A 24,154-nucleotide genomic window follows, 5' to 3' on the forward strand; every position below is an offset into this window, starting at 1 on the left:
GTCCATGGGTGCCTCACACGCCCGCGGGAGCGAGGACGATATCGAAACGCACCCGGCTCCAGGCGCCGTCGACGACGCGACCGTCGGGCGTCGGCGTTCCGGCGGGCTGCCGCTCGAACCTCTTGATCAGGGAGTCCTTCACGCCGAAGACGGTGTCCTTGCGGCCGATCGGGTCGTCCTCCGGGAAGATGTGCGTCACGAGCGTGCGCGCCTCCTCGTGAGACACCATGAAGTGCAGGTGGCTCGCGCGCAGCGGGGAGCGGCCGACCGCGTCGAGCATCGCGCCGACGGGTCCGTCGTTCGGGATGGGGTACGGCGTCGGGGTGAGACCCCAGAAGCGGTAGCCGCCGTCGTCCGCGGAGAACAGGTGCCCTCGGGCGGCGCGCTTGCCGGCGTCGTACTGCACGTCGTAGAGACCGTCCTCGTCGGCCTCCCAGATCTCGATCCGGGCGCCGGCCAGCGGCTTGCCGTCGGTGCCGGTGACGGTGCCCTCGACCCAGCAGGGCTCGCCGGGGGCGCCGAAGGACAGATCGCCGCCGGCCTCGATCGGCGGGGAGTCGGCGACGAAGAACGGCCCGAAGACGGTCGCCTCGGTGGCGCCCTGGTAGGCCTGGTTGTTCACGTTGATCGTCTGCATGCTGGCGCCGAGGGTGTCGGAGAGCAGGATGAATTCCTGCCGTACGTCGTCGGTGATGTGACCGGCCAGGGTGAGGAACTCGATCGCCGCGGCCCACTCCCGTTCGGTCAGCCGGACCTCGCGGATGAACGCGTGCAGATGCCGGACCAGGCTCACCATGAGCTCCTTCAGCCGCGAGTCGGGGCAGGTGTCGAAGGACGCCACGACGGCGTCGACGAGGCCCTGTTCGACGGCCTGCTGCTCGGGTGACACCTCGCGCTGGGTTGCCATGGCGGCCTCCTTCAGTTGATCGGTTCGCCGGCCCACGCGGCCTCCAGCAACGCGGTCAGGCTTTCCTCGGTGACGGGGGCCGGGTTGCCGGCCGGGATCGCTCTCATGACCGGTCCGACCGCCTTGGCGATGCCGTCCTCGGGCATGCCGTGGTCGCGCAGGGCCCGCGGCGCGTCCAGCACCTCCCGCAGCGCGGCCAGGCCGGCACTCGCCGTCCGAGCGCCGAAGGCCTGGGCGATGCGGGCCTCCGCCTCGGGGGCGTTCGGGGCGTTGAAGGCCAGCACATAGGGCAGCACCACGGCGTGGGTCTGGGCGTGCGGGAGGTTGAACATGCCGCCGAGGACGTGGCAGATCTTGTGATGCATGCCGGATCCTGCCGAGGCGAACGCGACCGCGGCGAGGTAGGCGCCGTACAGCGTCTGCTCGATGCCCTCGACGCCGGCCGGATCCTTTGCCACCGCGGGCAGGCCGGCCGCCAGCCCGCGGATCGCCTCCTGCGCCAGCGCCCGGTCGATCGGGTCCGTGCGCGGACCCCACATCGCGTCGACGCCGTGCGCCAGCGCGTTGAGGCCGCTGGCCACGGTCATCTCGGCGGGCAGCGTGGTCAGCAGGGCGGCGTCGTAGACGACCGACGCGGGCAGCACCTTGCGGTCCGCGCCGGTCGTCTTGGTCCGGCCCCGGGTCAGGCCCCAGACATTGGTGGCCTCGGAGCCGGCGTACGTGGTGGGCACGGCGACGATCGGCAGCCCGGTGATCATCGCGACCGCCTTGGCGAGCCCGGTGGTGGAGCCGCCGCCGACGCTGACCAGGATGTCCGCGCCCGCGCCGGCCGCCGCGTGCCGGGCGCGTAGCGCGACCTCGACCGGTACGTGCATCACGACCTCCTCGTGCCGCAGCACGACCGGGAGCTGCTCGGCGATCGGGTCGGCCAGGTCCTTCTCGCGGTCCGAGGCGATCAGCATGACCTTGGCGCCGCCGAGCGCTTCGACCTCGGCCGCCACGGCGGCGGGCGACTCGCCGGCCGCGAACACCACTCGCTGGCCGAGGGTCTCGTGGGTGAACCGCATTCAGCCCTCCGCCAGCCATCGTGCGCCCTCGGCGTAGAGCCGCTCGACGGCCGCACCGGTCAGGCCGGGCAGTCCGTCCCGTACGGTGAAACCGGTCTTTGTCTGTAGATAGGCCAGGTGCCGGTAGCCGATCGGGAACCGGTTCAGCAGCCCGGGGTCCAGCGTCAGCGAGGCGGCCGGGTCGACGACGTCGAGCCGGTCCTTCTCGTAGATCGGCTGCCGCCGAACGATCGTCCAGCGGGCCTCGTGGCGGGCGAGGAGGTCGTAGAAGCGGCCGGTGCAGACGACATCGGCCTCGACGCCGTCGATCGTCGCGCGCTGGTTGATGGTCATTTTGGTCTGGGCGATGGCCCGGTCGCCGGCGACGTCTGCCGTGTGGCCGCCGAGGAAGTGCAGGATGCTGACGCCGTTCTCGAAGCCCTCCCGGCTGGCCTTGATGAAGTCGGCGGCGCTGCCGTGGAACCAGGTGGCGCTCATCCGGCCGTCGCGCGGGTGCCAGACGGTGGCGAACCGGTCCCAGTTCCCGGCGTCGCGCCACAGCGCCCAGTTCTCGACGAGCTGCCGGATCTCGGCGCGGTCGTCGGTCATCAGATGGGGTAGTGCCGGGAGCCGGACTGGATGGTGATCCAGCGCAATTCGGTGAACTCCTCCAGCGCGGCGCGGGAGCCGAACCGGCCCCAGCCGCTGGCGCCGACGCCGCCGAAGGGCATCTGCGGCTCGTCGTGCACGGTGGCGCCGTTGATGTGGCAGATGCCGGACTTGATCCGGCGGGCGACGTCGAGCGCCGCGGCGGCGTCCCGGCCGAAGACCGCGGCGGAGAGCCCGTACTCGGTGTCGTTGGCGACCGCGACGGCCTCGTCGACCGAGTCCACCTCGACGATCGAGACCACCGGGCCGAAGGACTCCTCACGGTAGATGCGCATCTCCGGCGTGACCCCGCGCAGTACGGTCGGCCGCACGAACAGGCCGTCGTTCGTGCCACCGGTGAGGATCTCCGCACCCTTGGCCCGGGCGTCCTCGATCAGCGCGATCACGTGGTCGCGGGCGCCGGCGTGCACCAGCGGCCCGATCTGCGAGGCGGGGTCGCTCGGCGGGCCGACGATGAGTTTGGCGGCCCGCTCGGCCAGGCGGGTGGACAGCTCGTCGGCGATGTCCCGGCCGACGATGACGCGCTCGGTGGACATGCAGATCTCGCCCTGGTTCATGAAGGCGCCGAAGCTGGCCGCCGCGGCGGCCTCGTCCAGATCCGCGTCGGGGAGCACCACGAGCGGCGCCTTGCCGCCGAGCTCGAGGACCACCCGGGTCAGGTGGCGGCCGCCGAGCTCGCCGATGATCCGGCCGACGCGGCTGGATCCGGTGAAGTTCACCCGGGTCACGGCGGGGTGCGCGATCAGGGCCTCGACGACCGCGGGGCCGTCCTCGGGCGCGTTGCTGATCAGGTTCACCGCCCCGGCCGGCACGCCGGCGTCGTGCAAAACCTGGACGATCGCGGCCTGGGTGAGCGGCGTCTGCTCGGAGGACTTCAGCACCACCGTGTTGCCCCAGACCAAAGGCCACACCACCGCGCGTACGCCGAGGATCAGCGGAGCGTTCCACGGTGCGATGCCGACCACCACGCCGACCGGCTGCCGCACGGCGAGGGCGGTGAGGCCGGGCACGTCGGACGGGATGACCTCGCCGACGGCCGCGTAGGCCTGGGCCGCCGCCTCGGTGAGCATGCCCTTCGCGACGTGCACGTTGAAGCCGCACCAGGGCAGCGTGGCGCCCATCTCGCGGCTCATCGTCGCGACGATCTCGCCGGCGCGCTCACCCAGCAGGGCGGCCGCCCGCTCGAGCGCGGACCGGCGGGCGGCCGGCGGCAGGCCCGACCACTCGGCGAGGGCGGCCGACGCCGCGGCCACCGCGCGATTGACGTCCTCGACGGTGGCCGCGGCGACCCGCGCGATCGGTTCGCCGCTCAGCGCTTCGGTCGTGGTGTAGTAGCGGCCGTCACCGGCCGGGACGTGCTTGCCGGCGATGAGTAGATCGCTGGTCCGGACCTCTGTTTCTGTGGCTGACATTCGCCCTACCTTCATGACAGCGGCGATCGCCGCACGAACCGGTCGCGTGGAACTTTCCGTGACTCCGGACCTGCCCTGAACCCCGGTGTTCGTTGATCGAACACCGCTCAGACCGGGGGGAACCGCCTGGCCATGTGCATGTGCGCCACGCGCCAGCCGGCCGGGGTCTGCGCCCAGACCCGGGTGACCGTCTCCTGCATCGGGAACGGCGTGCCGCTCTCGTCGAGCACGGTGTACATCTCCTGGAAGCAGGTGGCGATCGCGATGCTGCCCCGCACCGTGATGCTCAGCCGCGTGGCCCGCCCGGAGACGGAACGGCGGCGCTGCAGGTGGAAGCGGGCCCAGGTCTCCCGGTCGTCGACCTTCCCGGCCGGGCCGTGGACGACGGTGCTGTCCGGGAGCATGAGGGCGATCAGCGCTTCCTCGCCCTCGACGAGAGCCTCGATCCAGGCGGCCTCGGCGTGCTCGATCGCCTGGACCGCGGCGGTGGAGATGGTGGTCATAGATCGAGCTCCAGAATCGGGGAGAGTGCTCGGGAGGAGCACGTGGTGAACAGGCCGTCGGCGCGCTCGCGGTCGGTGAGGACGTCGTCGCGGTGGTCCGGCTCCCCGGCGAGCACGCGCACCACGCACTCGCCGCAGATGCCCTGCTGACACGAGTACGGGGCGTCGACGTCATGGGCGAGCAGGACGTCCAGGACGCTCTCGCCCCCGGCCACCTCGTACTCGGCGCCGGTGCTGGCGAGGCGCACCGTGAACGCCCCGCCGACGGTGTGCGCGGCGACGTCGTCCACGGGGGCGAAGCGCTCCTTGTGGATCGCTTCGGCCGGCCATCCCGCCGTACGCGCGGAGGAGATCACGAAATCCATGAAGCCCGCCGGACCGCAGACGTAGATCGCCGTGCCGGGGTCGGGCCGGCCGATCGCGGCCGGGTCGAAGCGCTGCTCCGCCGGACCGTCGTCGACGTGAAGCCGGACCCGCGGATGGTGCTCCAGTTCGTCGAGGAACGCGGCCTCCGCCCGGCTCCGCGCGCAGTAGTGGAACTCGTACTCGGCGCTCCCGGCGTCCAGCGCGTGCGCCATGGCCAGCAGGGGAGTGACGCCGATGCCGCCGGCCAGCAGCAGATGTCGGCGCGCCTCGGCGGCGACCCCGAACCGGTTGCGCGGCGGGGAGATCCGCAGCCGGTCGCCCTTGCGGAGCCGGTGCATCGCCAGCGAGCCACCCCGCGACGCCGTTTCCGCCAGCACGGCGAGCCGGTAGCGGCTGCGGTCGTGCGGCGGCCCGCACAGGGAGTACTGGCGTACCAGCCCCGCGGCGCCGTCCACCAGGACGTCGACGTGGGCGCCGGCGGCGAACTCGGGCAGTTCGGCGTCGCCGGGGCTGACCAGGTCGAGCACCACGATCCGGCCGGTCGCGTCGCGCCGGTCGTCGACGACGGTGTCGAGCCACTCGGTGCTCATGGTGCGGCTCAGACCCCGGCGGAGGCCGAGGCGCCGGCGCGGTCGCCCGCCGGGCGCTCGCCGAGGGTGAACAGGCCGGTCTCGACGTGGTGCACCTCGGCCGGGTCGCGGATGATGTTGATCGGATCGCGGCCGGCCTCGACGTCGGCGGCCATCGTGAGCAGCATGCGACGCAGCATGACGACGCCGCGGTCCCCGGTCGCCAGGGTCTCCTCGGAGTCCAAGGTGATCGCCCCCTGCGAGCCCTGCGCCTCCGCGTCGCCGGGGAACCGGTGCCGCTCCTCCTCGGTCAGCTCGAAGTTCTGCTTGCCGTTCTGGGTGATGCCGATGACGAAGCGGACCATGCGCTCGGGATCGTTGGTGCGGATCGAGAAGAACAGCCGGTGGCTGGTGTCGTCCGAGGGCACGACCCACAGCAGCTGGTCGGGCCGCGCGTCGGGGGTCACTTTCACGTAGTCCGGAAGCCCGAAGACGTTGGGCAGGTGCTGGTCGACCGCGAAGCCGTACTCGGCGCCGTCGACCTCGAACCGCTGGGTGTACTTGAGGCCGTGGTCGGTGCGCTCGTACGTCAGGCGCTCGGCGATGGTGGCCGGATCGAAGAAGTTCTCGGGGTAGCCGAACGTGCCGACGCCCAACATCTGGTAGCCGCTGTGAGTGGAGTGCAGCCAGGTGACGTGCGTCGGGTCGGCCGAGTTCTCATAGATGTTGAGCCAGCTGAAGTCGGCAGGCATGCCGAGGACCGCAGCGTGCGGCACCGGCCAGCTGGCGAAATACCGCTCGTCCCCGGCGGGGTCCTCCAGCGCGTCGTAGCGGGGCAGCTCGGGCTTGAGCTCGGGCGGTCCCATGTAGACGAACACCAGGCCGTAGCGCTCCGCGACGGGGTACCACGGCTGGCGAGCGGCGTCCCGCTTGCGGCCCAGGCCCGGCTCGCATGCCTGCTCGATGCAGTGGCCCTGGGTGTCGAACTTCCAGCCGTGGTAGCAGCAGCGGATGCCGTCGTCCTCGACGCGGCCGTAGTAGAGGCTCGCGCCGCGGTGGGCGCAGCGCTCGAACACGACACCGGGCGTGCCCTGCCCGTCCCGGAACACGACCAGGTCCTCGCCCAGCACACGGGTCTTCTGCGGGAGGGCCCCGGCGACGAGCGCCTCGGAGCTGGCGATCGGGTGCCAGTAGCGGCGCAGCGCCTCGCCCATCGGCGTGCCGGGACCGACCTCGCGCAGCCGGGCGTTGTAGGAGGGCTTCGGCCGGCCGTAACCCGTGCCGGTGTCGATCTCTGAGGTGGTGGTCATGGTTCTGTCTCCCGGGCGTCACGAATGAGATCCGAAATTCACATTCGCATTATCGCGCCGGTGTGTCAACCGTCACCGGCCGCAAACCCGTACGCTGGGTCGATGAGTACCGAGTCGTCGCTCGATCTGCCGCCGCCGCAGCAGGCGCGCAGTTGGCGTACCCAGCAGCGGATCCTTGAGGCCGGGACGGCCCTCCTGGAGGAGGGTGGCACCGAGGCGCTCACCATCGCGGCCGTCGCGGCCCGGGCCGGGGCCTCGGTGGGCGGCGTCTACCGGCGCTTCGGCGACAAGGACCGGCTGATCGCCGCCCTGCAGCGCGAGATGATCGAGCACTTTCGCGCCGACATCATCCGCCGCTTCACCCCGCGGCGCTCCGATCCCGCCGCGCTGGTGGCCTCGGCGGTCACCGGGCTCACCGACACCTACCAGGCGCACGAGCGCCTGATGCGCGTCTTCTTGGTCGCCGGCGCCACCGACACCGCCGTGGCCAAGCTCGGGTCCGAGGCCAGCATCGACGCCGCCCGCGTCTTCCGGAAGTTCCTCGATCCCATCCTTCCGGCGATCGACTCGCCAGAGCCCGAGTTGCGGATAGATGTCGTCTATCGCCTGGTGTACGGGGCTTGCCACAACCGCATCCTGAACGGCGAACGATTCGAGTCCGACCGGCCGCTGACCTGGCGCCAGCTCACCGACGAACTTGTCACCGTCGCCTGCCTCTACCTCCTCGGCGCGCCGGCGAGCTAAAGCCGTCGTGCGAATGCGACTGCTACTTCACATTATCTCGGGGAGGCGACATACTGGGCGCTTGACCGGCGTGGCCGGGATCGACGGAGGGACTGCTCCATGCGAGAGCCGCTCAGCTACGACATCGCCTACGGCGCCGCGCTTGCCGCCCTGCAGGCGGCAAGAGCCGACGGGCACCGGGTGTGCGCCGTCGTGGTCAACCGCAGTGGCGTCACGAAGGTTCTTCTGAGCGACGACGGCGTCGGCCCGCTCGGCGTCGAGACCGCACGACGCAAGGCGTACACCTCGGCCGTGAGCGGTGTCCCGACGGCCAAGTTCGCGGCCTTCGCCGCGTCCCCGCGGATGCAGGTGGCACCGCCCCATCTGGTCGATGCCAACCTGCTGCCGGTCGCCGGCGGCATACCGCTCGTGACTGCCGATGGAGAGGTCATCGGCGCGATCGGCGTGGGCGGGGCGGACGACGTCACCGACGACCGCATCGCGGGTCTGGCGCGCGATGCGGTCGCCGAGCTCGTCGCGTAGGCCGGTGTTCCTGAATTCAGCGTAGGGGCAGGAGCCACCGATAGACGGTGACGGCTATGGACGCGAGTGCCAGGTGCATGAGCATGAGAGCCGAGACGGCGTCCCAGCTGACTCCCGGGCTGCTGCCGGCGGCGCCGTCGGCGATGTCGGGGACGAGGGAGAGGGCGACCGCGGCGGGAACGAGCCACCGGAGGACAGCCGCCGGCCGGGCCGCCCGCCGGCGGATGATCTGCCAGCCGATCGCGCCGGCGAGGACACCCAGCACGGTCACCGGAAGGTAGCTGCTTGGCCACAACGGCCGAAAATCGTGCGACGCTCCCGCGGCCCGGGCGATCAGGGCGATCGCGGTTTTCGTCAGGCCGGCGGCCGCAGCGCCGACGACGGTGGAAAGGGCCACAGCGGTAACCGTGCGGCCCACCGAGACGCGGGCTGAGTTGGAGGTGACGGTCATTGCGGTCTCCTGTGCTGGTCGGTGCGGACGGTCGGGTTCATCGGCCGGGATGCAGGCCGAGCACGCCAGGGCTGGGCCGCGGGGATCGCGGCGCCGAATGCGGCCGCGCCGAGCACCGTGCCTGCGGCGCCGCGCGCCTGGCGCCTGGCGCCTGCTGAGCGTGGTCATGGAGATCGTGTCCTCTCCGTCAGGGAATTTGGTTGTCCCTGCAAGCAGATGCCACGCCAGGGCCATATCGTTGAACAGTCAATATTTGCGCGCGCCACACCGGCGGTCGCGTATCGTCACTCCGATGGAGCAGGTGCGGTGGTTGACCGAGCGCGAGGAGCGGGTGTGGCGGCTCTTCGCGGTGGTGCTGAGTTTCGTGCTCGACGAGGTGGAGGGGCAGCTGCAGCGCGACGCCGAGCTCACCCACTTCGGGTATGTGGTCTTGTCCGCGCTGTCGGAGATGCCGGATCGTTCGATGCGAATGAGCGAGCTGGCCGAGATGGCGAACGGTTCGCGGTCGCGGCTGTCCCACCTGGTGGCCGCCCTGGAGCGGCGCGGTCTCATCCGCCGGGAGCGGTTCCCGCACGACGGGCGGGGCAGCGTCGCCGTGCTGACCGAGCAGGGGTACGCCAAGGTGGTGGCCGCCGCGCCGGGCCATGTGACGGCGGTGCGGTCCGCGGTCTTCGACGCGCTCAGCCCGCAGGGCCTCGGCCAGCTGGAGGTGGCCTGCACGGAACTTCTGGGCACGGTCGGCTCGAGGCGCGCACTCCCGCCCTGGCTCGCCTCCCGGCTGGCCGAGGGATGGGCGGATGCGCAATATAGTGCATCATACGGCGATGACGCCACGGCCCTAGTGCCGGCGATCGGGGACCGGGTCAGGCGCGGCCGGCAGGCGCGAGGGTGGACGCTGGATCGGCTGGCCGAGGTCGCCGGGGTGAGCCGCCGGATGCTGATCAACGTGGAGAAGGGCGTCGCGAACCCCACTGTGGGCACCTTGCAGAAGCTTGGCAGCGCGCTCGGCGTCGGCCTCCCCGCGCTTGTCGAGCCGCCCTCACGTACGGGATGAAGTCTGTGCGTGAACCTGTCATCTGAAGATTCCGCCGGTCCTAATGGGGCGATGAGTCGGCGGCGCCGAGCCGTTCTGCTAGGTCGACGAAGTCGGTCGCGATGACGTCCCAGTCCGATTCGGCTTGTAGGTCGCCGGACTGCGAGGGTCCGAACTCGGTCGAGCGGAGCACGAATGCGGTTGCGAATCCGGCTTGGCGGGCAGCCGCCAGGTCGTGGTTGTGTGCGGCGGCGAGCATCACTTGCTCGGGCTCCAACTCCAGCAGGGTAGCGGCGTGCAGGTAGGCCTCGGGTTGTGGTTTGTACCGGCGGGTGACGTCGGCGCCGATGATGACGTCCCATGGCAGGCCGGTGTGTTTCGCCATCCGGGTGAGCAGGGCGACGTTGCCGTTGGAGAGCGGGCCGACGATGTAGCGCCGGCGCAACATGGTCAGTCCTGCGACGCTGTCGGGCCAGGGCGGCAGCTGCTCCCAGGCGTGGGTGAGGCGTTCGATCTCGGGGTCCGGCAGATTCACGCCGAAGTCTGCCAGGGTCGCGGTGAGGTTTTCCCGATGCAGTCGCGTCAGGGTGGTGAACTGCCGGAGCCCCTTTCGAACACGATCCATGGACGGCTCGTACTTCGCCCGCCAGGCATCCGCGAAGGCCTCGGCGTCGCGGGGGACGCCGTGCACCGCGGCCGTGCGCCGCACCGCCGCGGTGATTCCGGAGCGCCAGTCCACGACGGTGCCGAAGGTGTCGAACAGCACCGCCCACACCGCGCTGACGGCGTCGCGGGCAGGTCGCGTCGAAGTCAACGGTCGTCCTTTCGCCAGTTATGCGGAGACGTGGTTTCGCCAGGAATGCTTGGGCTCCCAGCCGAGCAGACGCTTGGCCTTCTCGACCGAGATCAGCGAAGCGGTTCCCTCGATCGGCTTGCGGAACACGGTGCCGGGGAAGAATTCTTTCATGAGCTCGGCGGAGGGCCGGCTCATCACGCTGTCCGCGTTGGCGATGATGAAGTTGTCGAAGGCCGGACCGTTTGTAGGCCAGAGCGAGCACCACCGCCTGGGCGCCTCGCGGACGTCGATGTAGGTCCATAGATTCCACTTGCGGGATACCGGATCGGCCTCGAAGGAGGGGAACTCCGCGTAGGCGGAGGTCTCCATGACGTTGGAGAAGCGCAGGCCGATCATCTTCTGCTGTGGGTCCCAGCGGCAGAACTGCCGGGCCATCTCCTCCTCGAGGTCCTTGGCGAGTGCGTAGACGACCTCGGGCGTCATCGGGATGTCTTCGTCGAGGGGCACGTAGGCGGGTGGGTTGTCGAAAGGGTAGCCGAGCACGGTCTCGCCGGATGCCCACACCAGGTTGTGGATTTTGAAGAGCTGGGCGGCTTGGAAGACGTGGAAGGTGGAGATGAGGTCGTTGTCGAAGGTCGCCGCGCCGGGGGCGAAGGTGGCGCCGGGGATCGCGGCGAGGTGGACGACGGCCTCGACGCCGCGGTGCACCTCCTCGATGCCGGAGAAGGCCGGCGCCGACCTCGTCGGTCTGGCTGCGGCAGGTCGCCTCGTCCCAGTCGCGGGTGAGCCGGCCGCGGGCGAGCGGGCTCCACGGGATGACGCCGGCGCCGAGGTCGGCGCCGAGCGGCAGCATCTCCCGTTCCTCCTCCCGCTTGAGCAGGTTGTAGTGGTTCTGCATCGACACGAACGGGCTGATGCCTGCCCTTTCCGCCAGGTAGTGCGCCTTGGAGAACTGCCAGGCCGCCATGGACGACGCGCCGACGTAGCGGGCTTTGCCGGAGCGCACCACGTCGTCGAGGGTGGCCAGCGTCTCCTCGATCGGGGTGTGCGGATCCCACCGGTGTATCTGGTACAGGTCGATGTAGTCGTTGCCCAGCCGGGCGAGGCTGGCGTCGACCTGGCTGAGGATCGCTTTGCGGGACAGGCCGGCGCCGGTCGGGCCGGCCTGCATCCGGCCCTGGACCTTGGTGGCAGTGACCAGCTCGTCACGGCGGCCGACGTCCTTGATCAGCCCGCATTCGTGCGTAGCGCGACGCGCTGCGCGGCAGATCGGGCTCGCCGAGCAGTGGTGAGGCGGGAGGGAGACCAACGGAACCGTACTTGGTGAGCACGATGCCCTGCGTCCAGGTGAGCCGCCCGGGTCGCGGCTTGATCAGCCAGGTCGAGTAGCCGGCATGGGTGACTGGGAGATGCCGAGGATCTGTCCGGTGAGCGGGCTATGGCCGGAGCAGGTGGGCGTTGATGTCGCGGACTCGGTTTCCGAGAGAGGGGATCTCGATCACCTCGACGCCGTGCCGCATGAGGGTTTCGACGCCGTGGCAGTCCGCGAACAGCAGCGGCTCGCGCAGGGCGAGGACCACCCGGGTGATGCCGGCGGCGAGGATCAGTTCGGTGCAGGGTGTCGGGCGGGACTTGCGGACCGTGCACGGCTCCAGCGAGGTGTAGAGGGCGACCGAATGGTCGGTGGGGCCGAGCTTGGCGAGGGCGGCCTCTTCGGCGTGCACCTGGGGGTCGGTTTCGCCGGTGTATCCGGTGGCGAGCACCGCGCCGGTGTAGTCAGCCAGGAGGGCGCCGACGGCGTAGTGGGTGGGTGCGGGCGGCGACAGCCGGGACAGGTCGATCGCGGCGGTGAGCAGGAGGCGGTCGGTGTGCGTGGGGCGTTGGGTGGTGGGGAGGCTCATGCGGGCTCCAGGGTGTGCGTGGCCGGCCCGGTGGTCAGGGGATGCTGACGGTTTTGTTATGGGTGCGGCCGGTGTGGGCCTGGTAACGGCGGCCGGCGCCTGTTCGGTCGGGGTGTCGGCGGCGTTGCGGGCGCCGAGCGCGGTGGTGGTGGCGGTGCGGCCGGCGAGGGTGCCGAGGTCGGTCGGGACGGGTTCGGGGGGCGGCTTTCCTGGCGGTCTCGGTCAGCCGGCCAGGGCCATGGTGTGGTGGGTGTGTTCGATCTTGGTCTGCAGGTAGCGCAGGTTGCTTGCGGTGGCGTGCACGCCGGTGGGCACGGTCGCGGCGACGGTGATGCCGAGGTCGCGCAGCTGTCGTACCTTGTCGGGGTTGTTGGTCAGCAGGTTGAGCTCATTGATGCCGAGGGCGGTCAGCATTTGGGCGGCGGCGGTGTAGTCGCGGGCGTCTTCGGGCAGGCCGAGGGCCAGGTTGGCTTGGTAGGTGTCGAAGCCGGCGTCCTGCAGGGCGTAGGCGTCGAGCTTGGCGTAGAGGCCGATGCCGCGGCCTTCCTGGCGCAGGTAGAGCAGCACTCCGCCGGTGTTGTCGATGCGCTGGACCGCCTCGCGTAGTTGCGGGCCGCAGTCGCAGCGGGCCGAGCCGAAGACGTCGCCGGTGAGGCATTCGGAGTGCATGCGGACCAGCGGGGTGCCGACACCCGGGTCGCCGAGGACGATCGCGAGGTGCTCGGCGCCGTCGGCCAGGCCGTGGAAGGTGACCACGTCAGCGGTGACGGTGTAGCCGTCGGCGAAGCGCAGCGGGACGGTGACCCTGGTACGCACGGTAGCGGTCGGCACGGGGAACTCCTATTGGTCGCGAAGATCGGCAGGAAGACGTCGTACAGGTCACCACCGCCACGTCGCCGTGGGGCCAGCCATCCCACCGTGACGGGGTAGGGATGGCTGCGACCCGAGTGTTGCTTGGAGTGCTGCGCTGGGTTCTAGCGGCTTGCGGTTCAGTAGGTTTGGGTGAGACGTGGCGCGGCGAAGTCGAGCGTTCCGTGCAGCACCTTCGGGGTGTGTGGCTGGGCGAAGCCGGCGTTGGTGATGTAGATCTGGTTTCCGCGTACCGCGACGGATGTCGGTGAGGCGAGGCCGTCGGAGGCGTCCAGGACGGTCTGGGCGGTTCCGTCGGGGTAGACGAGCGCGAGCTGGTCGAGGCTGCTCTGCGCGGCGAACACGACGTCGGAGCGGTCGCTGAGGAAGGTGAAGTCGTCGACGCCCGGGAGGCCGCTGGTCACGACCTTGATAGGGCCTGGTGCGCCGGTCGCTGTGGCGACCGCCGCCGCGAGCAGGGCGAAGCGTGTTCTCGCGGGAAGTGCTGCAGAGACTCTCATGTGGCCATTCCGGTTTCAACGGGCGCAGATCGACTGTGCGGATGGGGGATGTCGGGCCTGACCGAACCCGTGTTCGGACTTAAATGTTCAAGTCAAACTAGCGACCTTGACTTCAAGATTCAAGTCAGATGTGACCTGGTTTACTTCAAGCGTGAAGCGTGAGTAGATTGGGGGGCATGACGAGTACGCCCGCCGGTGAGGCGCCCCGCTGGCTGGATGAGGAGGAACGTCGTGCCTGGCTGGCCCTGCTCGGCCTGATGCGGCGCCTGGAGCCCTCGCTCGACGCGCAACTGCGTGCCGAAGGTCTGACACTCTTCGAGTACGGGGTGATGGCGGCGCTGTCCGAGTCGCCACGGCACGAAATGCGGATGAGCGAGCTCGCCGCCTTTGCCGAGGGGTCGCTGTCCCGTCTTTCGCAGGTCGCGGCCCGGCTCGAGAGCAAGAAGTACATCAACCGTCGCCCCGACCCGGCCAACGGCCGTTACACCCTCGCCATACTGACCGAGGAGGGGTACGACAAGCTCGTCCGCGCGGCTCCGGGCCACGTCGCCGAGGTACGCCACCTCGTGTTCGACCAGCTGACCAGGGCGCAGGTCGGGCAGTTGGCCCGCATCGGCCAGCGCGTACTGCGCGCCATCACCTCGGGCAACGGCGGGAGCGATCGAGGGTGAGCAGTCCGTCCCTCCGCCAACTCCTGCTGTTCCACGACCGCCCCGGGCCACCCGAAAGGGCCGCCGAGAACAAGCTCAACCGTCCGGCGTGATCGTCAAGCGGGTCTTGGATCGCACAGGGATACCACCGTCCGCGCGCCATCACGCTCGGTGGTTGTTGAACGCCCGATCGCCTTCCGGGCGAACAGCCGGGAGCGGATGTGGGCAGCTTGTCCGTCGTGCCGTCGCGAGGGCGTCACAGGGGTGGTCGACGACGGCGGTGGTCGATGACGGAGGTGCGAGTTTCGCCAGGGCGGCGCCCCCTCGACCACCCGTTCCGACCCCTGCGCCGGGCTCATACCGCGGTGGGACAAATTCCGCGCATGAAGATAATTGTCTATGGAGCGACCGGCCGGATCGGCAGTCGGGTGGCAGCCGAGGCGGTCACGCGCGGTCATGACGTGACCGGCGTGAGCCGCTCGGGTGGCGACCTGCCGCCCGGCGCGGTTGCCGTTCGCGGCGACGCTTGCGACCCCGTCTTCGCCAAGGGCATGGCATCGACCGCGGAGGTCATCGTGGCGGCCATCGCGCCGGACCGGTCCGGCGGGAATTGGCAGGGTTACCTGGACGGGCTGAGCAACCTGGCCGCGACGGCCGGTGATGCCCGGCTGATCATCGTAGGGGGCGGCGCCTCTCTGACCCTGGCCGGCCATCGCATGATCGACCTGCCCGGCTTCCCGGCGCCCCACCGGAAGGAGGCGATGGCGGGAATAGAGGGCTACGAGCTGATCCGTACGCATCACGACGACATCGACTGGACGTTCATCTCACCTGCCCCGCTGGTCGGGCCCGGCGAGCGGACCGGCAGCTACCGCGTTGGCGTCGACCATCCGGCCGGCGAGGGCATCTCCTTCGAGGACGTCGCGGTCGCCCTGATCGACGAGATCGAGAAGCCGGCCCACCGGCGCGGCCTGTTCAGCGTTGCCCATTGACCGGTCGGCCCCGAGTTCCGCGGTGATCCGTCAAGGCCCCCCAACTCCCCGGCCGGCGCCGACCAGAGCTCGGTCGCGGTAGGCGTCCACCCGCCGCGCGCTGAACTGTTGAGCGACGCTACTCGTGACGATCGCGGTGTTTCCGGGCGACACTGATGGGTGACACCGCTCACCAGCGGCGAAAGGTAGAAGAACAGCTTGGCTGTACGGCAGCGGGTCGGGAGGTGACTGGTCCGAAGCGTCGGCCATCGGGAGGGGTCGGCCACGCCGGAGGTCGGAGTCGCCCGCGTGGCCTGCGAGGCGGGTGATGGCCGGTCGGACCCGGTCATGCTGCACGAGGACGCGGTTCGGAGGCGTAAAGCTCAGCGGAGGCGGGGTGCGGTCGATGAGAGGCAGGTGAGCTCTGCGTCGCCCCACTCCGAGATTCTTTACGACAGTGAGCGGACCCGGGTGGTGCGGGTCCACCCGGACGGCGCTGGGGTTGCGGTGGTCCGTAAGCAGCCACTGGGTCCCCATGCCGCCGAGCGGTTGCGTAACGAAATCGCCGTGTTGCATCGGCTTGCGGGCCTCGCGGGTACGCCACGGCTGGCGCGGGACACCGCCGACGGCACGCTGGATTTCGTCGACACCCCCATCCGTACGCTGTCCGCGTTGGCGGCCCCCTGGGATCTCGCTCCGCTGCTTGATTTGGCGGTCGGTCTTGCCAACACGATCGCCGGTATCCACCGTCGTGGTGTTGTGCACCGGGACGTCAGCCCGGCGAACGTCCTGGTTCCCCTTGTCGACGGTGTGCCGGCGCCGGGGCTGCAGCCCATTCTGATCGATTATGAGCTCGCCACTACGGTCGCCGCCGAGGATCCGGACGCCGGTCTGCCGGAGAACGGCTTGGTCGGCACGCTGCCGTATCTGGCGCCGGAGCAGACCGGACGGACCGGTCGGCCGGTGGATCACCGGGCCGACCTGTACGCTCTCGGCGCCACCCTGTACGAGTTGGAGACCGGTGAGCCGCCGTTCGGCCGGGGCGGCGATCCGCTGCGCCTGGTGCACGACCATCTGGCCCGGGTGCTGGCTCCGCCCGCTGAGGTCAACCCACGAGTCCCGGCGTTGCTGTCGGACATCACTCTGCGGTTGTTGAGCAAGGAGCCGGAGCAGCGCTACCAGAGTGGCGAGGGGCTCGCCTACGACCTGGACCGGCTGCGCGCCGCGATCGCTCACGGCACCGGCTCGTTTCCCCTGGCGGAGCGGGATTTCCCGATGCGGCTGGCTGCGCCGGCCGGGCTGATCGGGCGGGACGTGCCCCTGGCGACGCTGCGTGGTCTGTTCGCTGAGGCCGTCGCCGGCAACCGTGGGGTCGCCCTGGTCACCGGACCGCCAGGGGTCGGCAAGACGGCGCTGATCGACCGGCTGCGGCCGGCCGTGGCCGCCGCCGGCGGCTGGTTCGTGACGGGCAAATTCGACCAGTACCGGCGGGACCTCGGCGCGGACGCCGTGGGGCAGGCGTTCAGCGCGCTCGGCGGCCAATTGCTCGCCGGATCCGACGAAGAAATCGCGGGCTTGCGCGAACGTCTCCTCGCCGCGCTCGGGTCCAACGCTCCGCCCGCCGCGGCCATCCTGCCGCCGTTCGCCGTGCTGCTCGGCGTACCCCCGGAAGCGCCGGACAACGACTCGCGCCTCCTCGCCGCGCGGATTCGTCAGGTCTATCTCGATCTGCTCAAAGCCGTGGCGAGTTGCGCGCATCCGGTGGTGTTGTTCGTCGATGACCTGCAGTGGGCCGGGGCCGCCGCGTTCGGGTTCCTCGACGCCGTCTTGGCCGAGCCGGACCTGCCCGGTGCGCTGATCCTCGGCGCGTTCCGCGAGTCCGAGGTGGATCAGGCGCATCCGCTGACCGCTGTCCTGGCCCGATTGCGCCAGGACGGCGAGGGCCAGGGTGAGCTGCGGCTGGCCAATCTGCTATCGGGTGACCTGTGCACGTTGCTGGCCGAGATGCTGCGCCTGCCCGCATCGGTGGCGGCGCCCCTGGCGGACGCGCTTGCCGCCCGCACCGGTGGCAATCCGTTCGACACCGTGGAGTTGGTCAATGCGCTGCGGCGCGAGGGCCTGCTGATGCCCGAGGGCGGCGGCTGGCGGTGGGATCCCACCTCGCTTCGCCAGTTCGTCGGCGTCGGCGACGTGGTGGATCTGCTCGGTGCGCGCATCGAGGCGTTGCCCGCCGCTGCCCGGGAACTGCTCGAGGTGATGGCCGGCATCGGTGGTGAGGTCGACCTGGAACTGTTGCGGGTCGCGTCCGGCCGGACCGCCGACGATGTTGCCACCGCGCTGCGGCCGGCGGCGGAGGACGGCCTGGTGGTGGTGCATCGGGAGGGTCCTTCGCGGGCGGTGTTCCGGCACGACCGGGTTCAGCAGGCGGCGTACGGCCTTCTGGATCCCGGCGCCCGGCGGCTGCTCGCGCTGGCAGTGGCCCGTCGGCTGGCTGGCGAACCGGCGTATGCCGCGGTAGCGGCGCAGCAGTACCTGACCGTGTGGGAAGAGCTGTCCGACGTGGACGAGCGCCTGGTGGCGGCTTCCCTGATGCGGCAGGCGGCGTCCGCGGCCTGGCTGGTGACCAACTATGTGGCGGCCGAGGCGTTGCTGGCGGCGGCGTTGCGACTGCTGCCGGCCACGGATCCCGTCCGTTCGCATGTGCGGGCGGAGTGGCACGCCGTGCTGTGCGGACTGGGCCGCTTCGCCGAGGCCGACGAGGTGTTCCGGGCCTTGGCCGAGCAGGTCCCTGATCCGGTGGTCCACGCGCCGGTCGTGTGCGAGCAGATCGTCGCGCTGACCAACCGCGGCATGCTGGCCGAGGCGCTGACGCTCGGGCTGGACCTGCTGCGCCGGCTGGGCACCGACGTGCCCGGGCCCGAGCGGGTGGGGCCGAGTGTGGGCGCCGGCCTGGAGAACCTGTACGCGTGGCTGGCGAAGGGGGATGCCGCGGACGACCTGAGCCGGCCCGAGGTGACCGATCCACGATTGATCGCGACCGCCCGGGTGATCAATCGGCTGATGGCTCCCGCTTTCTTCCACGACCAGGTCACCATGGCCTGGCTGGTGCTGGAGGCGGCCGCGCACTGGGCCGCCGGGGGACCGGCGGCCGCGCTGGTCGGACCGCTGGCCCATGCAGGTTTCGTCGTCATTGCGGTGCGCGGAGACTACCGGGCCGGCTACCGGGCGACGCGACGTGTCCTCGAGGTCAGCGAGGCGCGCGGCTACGAGCCGGACACGTCCCAGGCCCGGTTCCTGTACGCGATCGCGGCCGTCTTCTGGTTCGAACCGTTCGGGCAAGCCGTGCAGATCGCGCGGGAGGCTCGCGTCGGCCTGTTGCGCGGCGGCGACCTGCAGAACGCGGCCGCCTCCTACTTCGCCTCGGCGCCTGCCCTGCTCGACTGTGGTGCCAGCCTGGACGAGTATGCCGCCGAGGTGGACGCCGGGCTCGCGTTGTGCGACCGGATCGGTCATCGCCAGGCCGCCGCCGGTCTGCGGCTCTTTCGACAGCTGGTGGGGGTGCTCCGCGGCGACGCCGACTTCGACGAGCAGGCACCGGCCGCGAGCCCGGCCATTGTCGCGAACCTTCACCTCGTCCGTTCCCTGGCCGCGGCGGTCTTCGGCGACCGCGACTCGCTGATCCGGCACAGCGCTGCTGCGGTAGCGCACGCCCCGGCCGTGGCGGGCACCTACAGCATCGTGTCGGTGCATCTGCTCGGGGCGCTCGGCGCGGCCGAGCGAGCCCGTGACGGCGAGGGCGTGCTACGCGACGAGGCCCTGGCCGAGCTCGACCGCAGCGCCGAGTTCCTGGCTGCGCGCGCCGCCGACCAGCCCGGCAACTTCGGTCACCTGTACCTGCTGACCCAGGCCGAACAGGCCTGGGTCGTCGGCGATTTCCCGGCGGCGGCGGCGTCCTTCGACAACGCGATGACCAAGGCCGCCGAGGTCGCGCACCCCTGGCAGGCCGCGCTCATCACCGAGCGGGCCGCTCTCTTCGTACGCGCGCAAGGGATGGAACGCGTCGCCCGGCACTTGCTGGCGGAAGCCCACCGCGGGTACGCCGCGTGGCGTGCGCCCGCCAAGGTGAGCCAGATGGAGCGAGACCACCCGTTCCTCGTATCCCTGCCGTCGCCGCCACGCGCCGGCGACGGCACGAGGCGACACGTGCCGCCCAGCGTGAACCTCTCCACCGAAGTGATCGACCTGCTCGCGGTGCTGGAGGCCGCCCGGGCACTGAGTTCCGAGACCGACCTCGACAGCCTGCGCCATCGGGTGGAGCGGATACTCAGTGCCATGACCGGGGCGACCGCGGTCCGCATGCTGCTACGCGATGACCAGACCGGCGGCTGGATCCTGCCGGCCGACGGGGGACGCCCGGCCCTCACGGCCGCTCAGGCCGGCGAACGCGGGCTGCTGCCGATCACCGCGGTCCGGTACGCCGAGCGAACCCAGGAACCCATGCTGGTCGACGACGCGTCCCGCGACGACCGGGTGTCCCGCGATCCCTACCTCTCGGGGATCAGCCGGTGCTCGCTTCTGGTGGTGCCAGTGCTCAGTCACGGCGCGCCCCGAGCGATGCTGGTGCTGGAGAACCGGCTGACGCGCCACGCCTTCTCGGCCGCCCGGCTCGACTCGGTTCTGCTGATCGCCGGGCAGCTCACCGTGTCGCTGGACAATGCCCTGGTCTACGCGTCGTTGGAGCGTAAGGTCGCCGAGCGCACCGCGGAACTCGCCGAGGCGAACCGTCGGTTGGGGCACCTGGCGCTTACCCACCCCCTGACCGGGCTGGCCAACCGGCGCGGACTCGCCGTAATGCTGGATGCCGAATGGTTGAGGCTACAGCGCTCCGGAGAGCCGGTCGGCCTCGCCATGATCGACATCGACCACTTCAAGAAGTACAACGACCATTACGGCCACCAGGGCGGCGACGAATGCCTCCGGCGCGTGGCAGCCACGCTGGCCGCCAGTGTCCGCACCACCGACCTGGTCGCCCGATACGGCGGCGAGGAGTTCTGCGTCGTCATGCCCGGCGCGGACGCGGCTAGCGCCATCGCAGTCGCCGAACGGGCCCGCCGCGCGGTCGCCGCCCTGCGCGAGCCGCACCTGCTCGCCGACAACGGTATCGTCACCATCAGTGTGGGCGTGACGACCGCCGTGCCCGCCGCCGGACTCCCGCCGGACGAGCTGATCCGGGCCGCTGACGAGGTCCTCTACGAGGCAAAGCGCGACGGCCGGAATCGAGTGGCCGCCGGCTGAGCGGGGGGCGCCGATCACCGAGCCTGGGGCCAGGGCCGAGGAGACCATCGAGGCGGTCCCCCGGCGCCGTGCGACGGCATGGCACCAGGGCTGGACGTCTCGGTCAGCATCGGAGGCGGGCGGCCACCGACCAGCTGCTGAATGCGACGGGGCGGCCGGGGGCCGGCCCCGCCGCATGGTCGCTTCGACCTCTACGGAGGGGCCGCCTACTCAATTACCATCGGCACAGTCCGACGGTGCCTGCAAGTTACGCCGGCAGTGCCGGCGGCGGTCGGGTGGCGGTCAGCTTGTCGTACAAGGAGCCCGTCGCCAGCGCCACGGGCTGTCTACATCCGGGATCTGCCCCTCACACCCGAGCGAGTCTGGCGCCATCTGCGCCACGACGGGTGAGGCCGGCCGCGACAGCTCGGCTGCCCTGGCGGCGCCGCGGGTGCCGGAAGCCTCATCCATTCCCGCCACGGCCGCGAAGCCGACGGCGTCGTGACGCCAGAACAGCGCCGTCGCGGTCTCGCGCATGACGAACGTACCTCTGCGTCGAGCACGAGGTCCAGCAGCGCTCTGCCAGCGACGCTCACCCGGGATGGTGACCCGCTGACCGGAAAATGAACGGGCTGTCGTCGTGTGCTGGTGCGATGTCGGTCACGGCGGGCGCGGCGGCGGCCACGTTGAGGCGGCGGGTGGCTGCGTCGTCGATCGGGCTACCCGCCTGGTGGTATTTGGTCGGACGTGACGAGCGGGTGGGTGCCTCCGAAGACTTGGGTGAATGCCCAGGCGACCTCGGCCACGCTGTAGGGGGCGATGTAGGTCGCGGTGGCGCCGAATTTGCTGAGTCGGTGTCCGGCGAAGGTGGCGGCCAGGACGGGTGATCTGGTGACGCGTTCGACGTTGGTGATGGTGGTGTGTCGGAACCAGTGGGTGCTCAGGCTGATTTCGTCGGCCCAGGGCAATTCACGGCGTATGCGCAGCCAGAGGCTGTCGAGCCGGCGGCGGGTCCACTGGTAGATGGGGCAGGTGGGCTGCTGCAGGTATTCCATCATGAGCTGCGAGACGGGTTGTTCGCGGATCCGGCTGCCTTTCTCGTCGAGCAGGACGGTTTGCCTGGCCGGGTGCAGCTTGTCTGGTGTGAGGCCGAGCAGGCCTTCTCGCCTGCATGCGGTCTCGAGCAGGAATCTGAGCAGTCCGGTCTCCTCGTCGCGGACCGCGCGGAAGACGTCGGCGACCTGGTCGTCGGTGAGTGCGGTGCGTCGGCTGTCGGCTCGTGGGGGTTTGCGGACGGCTTTGGCAGGGTTGTGCTGTAGGTAGCCGTCGGCGATCGCGGTGTCGAACAGCCTCCGGCAGGCGGCGATGGCGTGTTCTCGGGCGCTGGTGCCGTTGGCCGTGCTGCGGCGTCGGGCTGCCATCGTCTGCGCCCAGACCCCGAGCTCGGTGATGTCCGAAACGACCAGCTGGTCGATCTTCCGGTTGCCGTGTCGTTGGGCCAGCAACCGCAGGTAGTAGGCGTAGAGATCACGGCTGTTCGGTGCGAGGCCGACCAGCGCGCGGGGAATGGCTTCCTCGACCGTCGGTGTCCGTCTACGCATCATGGGCTCCGGCGATGGTGATCTCGACCGGGGTGCCCGAGGCCCAGGGCAATGGCCGATCGAGGTGGCCGTCCTCGCCGATCACGCGGCGTACGGACATGCCGCTGATGCTGGGTAAGGGTTGCGGCCGGTGCTGGACGACGGAGTACGGGTGCGCGTCGTCGTCAACGGGTTGTTGTGGAATCTGTGGTGGTTCGAAACGAGTCATACCGACCCTGTCGGCCACCTGGCACCGGGCTTCAGCTCGGTTGCGGTTCGGTTGCTGTGCGCCGCAGCAACCCGCCTGAACACGAAAACTGGGCATCCGTGCGTCACGGAAGTGGCGCAAGCAGTGCTTTGACACGAAAATCGGGTCTAAGCTGCGGCTCAAACCCGACATTCTAGGACAAATCTGTGTCCGGAGGGGGACTTGAACCCCCACGCCCGATAAAGGGCACTAGCACCTCAAGCTAGCGCGTCTGCCATTCCGCCACCCGGACCTGCACTGTCAGCCTACCGGTGCCGTACCCGTGTTACCCACCGGGTATCGGCGGCCCGGCGGGCCGCACAGGAGAGAACTTTACACGGCCTCGGGCTGGGGCTGCAGGGAGGGTGGGGCCGGGAACAATCCCGGCCATACGGCCGCCTTCGCCTGGCGTTATGCGGGTGTTCCGGGCAGCATGGCGGGCGTGTCGCAGCCATCCCCACTTACTCCGGCCCGGCAGCGGGCTCAGGTGCTCGCGGATTCGGGTGATCTGACGGGTGCCATTGCTCTGCTGGAGCGGGCCGTTGAGCTGGGGAAGATCAACCTCGCCGAGGATGATCCGGATGTTTTGCGCACTTCGTACCTGCTTGGGCAGATGCTGCGGCGGGACGACGACCCCAGCGGGGCGCGGCGGGTGCTCGAGGATGCCTACGCGGCGGGGATGTGGCGGCTGGGTGAGTCCGATGCGCTGATGTTGGAGATCTCGCACGACATCGGGGTGGTCGCCGAGGAGCTGGGGAACCGGCACGAGGCGCGTAAGGCGTTCGGGCGGGTTGCGGAGTTGGGGCCCGCGACGTTGGGTGCGGGGCATTGGGCCGTTGCGCGGGCGCGGGCTTATCTCGGGCAGGATCAAGAGGCTGCCGTACGGGCGGGAGACCCGTCCCCGGCCGTTCCCGCAAGTGGGCCGCCCGCGGACGAGGCGACCACGACACTGCCGATCCAGCCGGTCGTGCCCGACGAGGAGGCGACCGGGCCGATCCCGGCTCTGCCCACGCCCGGCAGCCAGGTGCAGCCGCCCACCCCGGCCAACCAGCAGCACTGGCCGGCCCCGGCGGGCCCGCAACCGCCGCGGGCCTGGCACGAACAGCCCCCGATCTGGGAGGCAACGCCGGCTCAAGCGCCCGCGCAAGAAGCCCAGCAGCCGCCGTGGCCCGCTCCGGCCCACCCGCAAGCGGCTCAACTGCCGCCATGGCCGGGGCCTCCCCAGCCGTACGGGCAAGAAAGGCAACCGCCGCAATGGGCCGGGACTCCCCACCCGTACGGGCAAGACACACCGCAACCACCCCCGAAGCGCACCCTCGGCATCTTCGCGGCGATCGCCGCGGTCCTCGCGGCTGTGATCGCCGTCTCCGCTCTCGTCTTCGTGCTCGCCAATCGGTCGGGTGACAAACCCGACTCGGATGTGCCAACTCTGGGCGGCAATCCGCCGACCGATGTCGCCCTGCGCGACGAGGGCTCGCGCATCCGGGTGACCTGGGCCGACCCCGCCAACGGCAAGGTCTCCTTCCTCGTCGCGATGGCCCAGCCGGGGCAGCAGCTGAGGCCGGTGAGCACGCTCGGACCAGGCACGACGTCCTTCGAGATCACGGGGCTGAACGCGAATCTGAACTACTGCTTCGCGGTGGTCGCCGTCTACCGGAACGACAAGTTCGCGACCTCGCAGCAGGCCTGCACGAACCGGTCCACCTCGACCAAATAGTGGATCACGCTCGGCGACGATACTTATCCACAGGCGTGACTTCCGGGTATCGACCGCCACCGCGATCCCCCTATGATGGCCAGCGTCCTTGCGGAGGGGGTCCGTCAAAGGGAGAG

The 24,154-nt window shown here is 70.3% G+C and carries 22 protein-coding genes, 1 tRNA gene and 1 pseudogene; 8 read left to right on the forward strand and 16 right to left on the reverse strand.

Annotated features, from left to right (window positions below; genetic code table 11):
* Positions 1 to 13: 13 nt before the first annotated feature.
* The 7 genes from IH26_RS0118525 to IH26_RS0118555 form a co-directional block, all read right to left on the reverse strand.
* Positions 14 to 907 (reverse strand): dioxygenase family protein, encoded by an 894-nt coding sequence (locus IH26_RS0118525; protein WP_034215625.1) that lies wholly within the window; start codon positions 905 to 907, stop codon positions 14 to 16.
* Positions 908 to 918: 11 nt separating this feature from the next.
* The gene (locus IH26_RS0118530) at positions 919 to 1,974 is read right to left on the reverse strand and encodes a maleylacetate reductase (RefSeq protein WP_030437467.1); all 1,056 of its coding nucleotides are present in this window, start codon (positions 1,972 to 1,974) and stop codon (positions 919 to 921) included.
* Positions 1,975 to 2,562 (reverse strand): nuclear transport factor 2 family protein, encoded by a 588-nt coding sequence (locus IH26_RS0118535; RefSeq protein ID WP_030437468.1) that lies wholly within the window; start codon positions 2,560 to 2,562, stop codon positions 1,975 to 1,977.
* The gene (locus IH26_RS0118540) at positions 2,562 to 4,034 is read right to left on the reverse strand and encodes an aldehyde dehydrogenase (protein ID WP_030437469.1); all 1,473 of its coding nucleotides are present in this window, start codon (positions 4,032 to 4,034) and stop codon (positions 2,562 to 2,564) included. Before IH26_RS0118540 ends, IH26_RS0118535 begins: the two co-directional genes overlap by 1 nt.
* Before the next feature lie 107 nt (positions 4,035 to 4,141).
* Positions 4,142 to 4,537 (reverse strand): YybH family protein, encoded by a 396-nt coding sequence (locus IH26_RS0118545; protein WP_030437470.1) that lies wholly within the window; start codon positions 4,535 to 4,537, stop codon positions 4,142 to 4,144.
* Positions 4,534 to 5,493, reverse strand: a complete 960-nt coding sequence (locus IH26_RS0118550; protein ID WP_030437471.1) for a PDR/VanB family oxidoreductase — start codon at positions 5,491 to 5,493, stop codon at positions 4,534 to 4,536. The genes IH26_RS0118545 and IH26_RS0118550 overlap by 4 nt, the downstream gene beginning before the upstream one ends.
* Positions 5,494 to 5,501: 8 nt before the next feature.
* Positions 5,502 to 6,782, reverse strand: coding sequence for a Rieske 2Fe-2S domain-containing protein (locus tag IH26_RS0118555; protein WP_030437472.1), 1,281 nt, complete (start codon positions 6,780 to 6,782; stop codon positions 5,502 to 5,504).
* Positions 6,783 to 6,884: 102 nt separating this feature from the next.
* On the opposite strand from IH26_RS0118555, the gene IH26_RS0118560 reads away from it, so the two are divergent.
* Both IH26_RS0118560 and IH26_RS0118565 read left to right on the forward strand, forming a co-directional pair.
* A complete protein-coding gene (locus IH26_RS0118560; RefSeq protein WP_030437473.1) occupies positions 6,885 to 7,526 on the forward strand; it encodes a TetR/AcrR family transcriptional regulator in 642 nt (213 codons plus the stop codon).
* Between the two features lie 99 nt (positions 7,527 to 7,625).
* Positions 7,626 to 8,048: a GlcG/HbpS family heme-binding protein gene (locus IH26_RS0118565; RefSeq protein WP_030437474.1), complete on the forward strand. Its 423-nt coding sequence runs from the start codon at positions 7,626 to 7,628 to the stop codon at positions 8,046 to 8,048.
* Between the two features lie 16 nt (positions 8,049 to 8,064).
* On the opposite strand, the gene IH26_RS0118570 is transcribed toward IH26_RS0118565, so the two are convergent.
* Complete coding sequence (locus tag IH26_RS0118570) at positions 8,065 to 8,499, reverse strand: DUF6069 family protein (RefSeq protein ID WP_030437475.1); 435 nt, start codon at positions 8,497 to 8,499, stop codon at positions 8,065 to 8,067.
* Between the two features lie 292 nt (positions 8,500 to 8,791).
* Here IH26_RS0118570 and IH26_RS62120 point away from each other — a divergent pair, with 292 nt between their 5' ends.
* Complete coding sequence (locus IH26_RS62120; protein ID WP_211268680.1) at positions 8,792 to 9,553, forward strand: helix-turn-helix domain-containing protein; 762 nt, start codon at positions 8,792 to 8,794, stop codon at positions 9,551 to 9,553.
* Between the two features lie 40 nt (positions 9,554 to 9,593).
* Here IH26_RS62120 and IH26_RS0118580 read toward each other — a convergent pair whose 3' ends face one another.
* From IH26_RS0118580 to IH26_RS0118600, 6 genes and pseudogenes are all read right to left on the reverse strand, one after another.
* Complete coding sequence (locus tag IH26_RS0118580) at positions 9,594 to 10,346, reverse strand: haloacid dehalogenase type II (protein ID WP_051808264.1); 753 nt, start codon at positions 10,344 to 10,346, stop codon at positions 9,594 to 9,596.
* 18 nt (positions 10,347 to 10,364) lie between these two features.
* The gene (locus IH26_RS61315; protein ID WP_051808265.1) at positions 10,365 to 11,036 is read right to left on the reverse strand and encodes an NAD-dependent epimerase/dehydratase family protein; all 672 of its coding nucleotides are present in this window, start codon (positions 11,034 to 11,036) and stop codon (positions 10,365 to 10,367) included.
* A 70-nt stretch (positions 11,037 to 11,106) separates the two neighbouring features.
* Positions 11,107 to 11,553, reverse strand: a pseudogene (locus tag IH26_RS61320) (aldo/keto reductase); the annotation flags it as partial.
* A 211-nt stretch (positions 11,554 to 11,764) separates the two neighbouring features.
* The gene (locus tag IH26_RS0118590; RefSeq protein ID WP_030437479.1) at positions 11,765 to 12,229 is read right to left on the reverse strand and encodes a cytidine/deoxycytidylate deaminase family protein; all 465 of its coding nucleotides are present in this window, start codon (positions 12,227 to 12,229) and stop codon (positions 11,765 to 11,767) included.
* Between the two features lie 222 nt (positions 12,230 to 12,451).
* Positions 12,452 to 13,060 (reverse strand): GTP cyclohydrolase II, encoded by a 609-nt coding sequence (locus tag IH26_RS0118595; RefSeq protein ID WP_030437480.1) that lies wholly within the window; start codon positions 13,058 to 13,060, stop codon positions 12,452 to 12,454.
* A gap of 158 nt (positions 13,061 to 13,218) precedes the next feature.
* Complete coding sequence (locus IH26_RS0118600) at positions 13,219 to 13,503, reverse strand: hypothetical protein (RefSeq protein ID WP_030437481.1); 285 nt, start codon at positions 13,501 to 13,503, stop codon at positions 13,219 to 13,221.
* Between the two features lie 272 nt (positions 13,504 to 13,775).
* On the opposite strand from IH26_RS0118600, the gene IH26_RS0118605 reads away from it, so the two are divergent.
* The 3 genes from IH26_RS0118605 (at position 13,776) to IH26_RS63920 (ending at position 20,515) form a co-directional block, all read left to right on the forward strand.
* Entirely contained in the window at positions 13,776 to 14,270 is a 495-nt protein-coding gene (locus IH26_RS0118605; protein ID WP_030437482.1) for a MarR family winged helix-turn-helix transcriptional regulator, read from the forward strand.
* Between the two features lie 362 nt (positions 14,271 to 14,632).
* On the forward strand, positions 14,633 to 15,241 hold the full coding sequence (locus tag IH26_RS0118610) for an NAD(P)-dependent oxidoreductase (protein ID WP_030437483.1): 609 nt from the start codon (positions 14,633 to 14,635) through the stop codon (positions 15,239 to 15,241).
* Positions 15,242 to 15,787: 546 nt separating this feature from the next.
* Positions 15,788 to 20,515 carry a diguanylate cyclase gene (locus IH26_RS63920; RefSeq protein WP_211268681.1) on the forward strand — a complete coding sequence of 1,576 codons (4,728 nt, stop codon included), beginning with the start codon at positions 15,788 to 15,790 and terminating at the stop codon, positions 20,513 to 20,515.
* A 698-nt stretch (positions 20,516 to 21,213) separates the two neighbouring features.
* Here IH26_RS63920 and IH26_RS0118620 read toward each other — a convergent pair.
* The gene (locus IH26_RS0118620) at positions 21,214 to 22,095 is read right to left on the reverse strand and encodes a tyrosine-type recombinase/integrase (protein WP_051808266.1); all 882 of its coding nucleotides are present in this window, start codon (positions 22,093 to 22,095) and stop codon (positions 21,214 to 21,216) included.
* A 130-nt stretch (positions 22,096 to 22,225) separates the two neighbouring features.
* Here IH26_RS0118620 and IH26_RS59835 point away from each other — a divergent pair, with 130 nt between their 5' ends.
* Positions 22,226 to 22,435: a hypothetical protein gene (locus tag IH26_RS59835; protein WP_157437254.1), complete on the forward strand. Its 210-nt coding sequence runs from the start codon at positions 22,226 to 22,228 to the stop codon at positions 22,433 to 22,435.
* Positions 22,436 to 22,489: 54 nt separating this feature from the next.
* On the opposite strand, the gene IH26_RS0118630 is transcribed toward IH26_RS59835, so the two are convergent.
* Positions 22,490 to 22,574: transfer RNA gene (locus IH26_RS0118630), tRNA-Leu, on the reverse strand.
* A 189-nt stretch (positions 22,575 to 22,763) separates the two neighbouring features.
* Between IH26_RS0118630 and IH26_RS0118635 the strand changes: the two genes are divergently transcribed.
* Positions 22,764 to 24,038, forward strand: a complete 1,275-nt coding sequence (locus IH26_RS0118635; RefSeq protein WP_169789770.1) for a tetratricopeptide repeat protein — start codon at positions 22,764 to 22,766, stop codon at positions 24,036 to 24,038.
* Positions 24,039 to 24,154 lie beyond the last annotated feature (116 nt).

Origin of the sequence: Actinoplanes subtropicus (genome assembly GCF_000721705.1) — a bacterium.
GTDB classification, from domain to species: Bacteria; Actinomycetota; Actinomycetes; order Mycobacteriales; family Micromonosporaceae; genus Actinoplanes; species Actinoplanes subtropicus.

Coding starts and splice junctions, on each gene's coding strand:
- IH26_RS0118590 (WP_030437479.1), bottom strand. CDS start 12,229: ATGAGCCTCCCCACCACCCAACGCCCCACGCACACCGACCGCCTCCTG.
- IH26_RS0118555 (WP_030437472.1), bottom strand. CDS start 6,782: ATGACCACCACCTCAGAGATCGACACCGGCACGGGTTACGGCCGGCCG.
- IH26_RS0118530 (WP_030437467.1), bottom strand. CDS start 1,974: ATGCGGTTCACCCACGAGACCCTCGGCCAGCGAGTGGTGTTCGCGGCC.
- IH26_RS0118550 (WP_030437471.1), bottom strand. CDS start 5,493: ATGAGCACCGAGTGGCTCGACACCGTCGTCGACGACCGGCGCGACGCG.
- IH26_RS0118620 (WP_051808266.1), bottom strand. CDS start 22,095: ATGCGTAGACGGACACCGACGGTCGAGGAAGCCATTCCCCGCGCGCTG.
- IH26_RS0118540 (WP_030437469.1), bottom strand. CDS start 4,034: ATGTCAGCCACAGAAACAGAGGTCCGGACCAGCGATCTACTCATCGCC.
- IH26_RS0118525 (WP_034215625.1), bottom strand. CDS start 907: ATGGCAACCCAGCGCGAGGTGTCACCCGAGCAGCAGGCCGTCGAACAG.
- IH26_RS0118535 (WP_030437468.1), bottom strand. CDS start 2,562: ATGACCGACGACCGCGCCGAGATCCGGCAGCTCGTCGAGAACTGGGCG.
- IH26_RS0118605 (WP_030437482.1), top strand. CDS start 13,776: ATGACGAGTACGCCCGCCGGTGAGGCGCCCCGCTGGCTGGATGAGGAG.
- IH26_RS0118565 (WP_030437474.1), top strand. CDS start 7,626: ATGCGAGAGCCGCTCAGCTACGACATCGCCTACGGCGCCGCGCTTGCC.
- IH26_RS0118545 (WP_030437470.1), bottom strand. CDS start 4,537: ATGACCACCATCTCCACCGCCGCGGTCCAGGCGATCGAGCACGCCGAG.
- IH26_RS0118560 (WP_030437473.1), top strand. CDS start 6,885: ATGAGTACCGAGTCGTCGCTCGATCTGCCGCCGCCGCAGCAGGCGCGC.
- IH26_RS62120 (WP_211268680.1), top strand. CDS start 8,792: ATGGAGCAGGTGCGGTGGTTGACCGAGCGCGAGGAGCGGGTGTGGCGG.
- IH26_RS0118570 (WP_030437475.1), bottom strand. CDS start 8,499: ATGACCGTCACCTCCAACTCAGCCCGCGTCTCGGTGGGCCGCACGGTT.
- IH26_RS0118610 (WP_030437483.1), top strand. CDS start 14,633: ATGAAGATAATTGTCTATGGAGCGACCGGCCGGATCGGCAGTCGGGTG.